Origin of the sequence: Streptomyces marokkonensis (genome assembly GCF_039539045.1) — a bacterium.
GTDB lineage: Bacteria > Actinomycetota > Actinomycetes > Streptomycetales > Streptomycetaceae > Streptomyces > Streptomyces marokkonensis.
The window spans coordinates 1-1,035 of the sequence record NZ_BAABCQ010000387.1 but is presented as its reverse complement, the minus strand read 5'-3'; the positions used below and the strand labels follow the sequence as shown (position 1 = coordinate 1,035).

The following is a 1,035-nucleotide window of genomic DNA, read 5'->3' as shown; positions in this document are numbered from 1 at the left end:
ACAGCACCACGCGTCACCACCACCAGACGACGACCCGCACCCGCACCCGCACCCGATCCCGAGTCCGGGGTCCGCAGGAACGCCTGCACCCCACCCAACACACCAGCCGCCACCCGGCCCACCTCAACCGCACTCAGCCCCGCCGACTCCACCTCCAGCAGAACAACGTCACCCACACCATCCGCAGCCTCGCGCACAGGCACGGCCGACCACTCCACCCGGAACAACGACTCACCGGCACCGGATACCTTCAACTCCTCACCGGAGACCACCCGCAGCACCAACGACTCCACCGACGCGACCAACGCGCCTTCGCCGGCGGCGTCGAAGATGTCCAGGCGCGACGCGTCGGACCTGCCCCCGACCGGCGTCACCCGAACGCGGACGGCGGCGGATCCCGTGGCGTGCAGCGTCACTCCGTACCACTCCGCGGAGCGGCCCGTGTGGCCAGTCGCCCGGGCAGCGGCTTCCAGGAGCGCCGGATGCAGGCCGAAGCGGTCGGCCTCGGCGGCCAGTTCGTCGTCCAGGGCCAGTTCGATGTACTCCGCCTGCACGTCCCCGTCGCTCGCGGGCACGGGGGCCGCGCCGGAGGGCGTCAGCGTGCCGGCGGCGTGCCGGGTCCAGGTGTCGCCCTGCTCGGCACGGGTGTAGACGCCCACCGTGCGGTTGCCCTCGTCGTCGGGGCCTCCGACGGATACCTGCACCCGCAGGGCTCCCGTGCTCGGCAGCACGATCGGAGTGTCGATCGTCAGCTCGCGCAGGGTGCTCGTGCCGACCTCGTCGCCCGCGCGGATCGCCATGTCGACCAGGGCGGCGCCGGGCACCAGGCCCGTACCGGGCAGGGAGTCCCCGACGAGCCAGGGCTGTGCCGTACGCGACAGGCGTCCCGTGCACTGCAGGCCGCCGGTCTCGGGCACGGCCATCACCACGCTGAGGAGGGGGTGCCCCAAGGACGCGTCCGTGGCGGGAGCATCGGCGGCCAGCCAGTAGCGCTGGTGCTGGAAGGCGTAGGTGGGCAGGTCGGTGCGGTGGGCG

At 72.9% G+C, this 1,035-nt stretch carries 1 protein-coding gene; it reads right to left on the bottom strand.

The genetic code is table 11. From position 1 onward, the window contains the following. On the bottom strand, positions 1 to 1,035 hold a 1,035-nt coding region (locus ABEA26_RS36025), incomplete at both ends, for a polyketide synthase dehydratase domain-containing protein (RefSeq protein ID WP_486388988.1).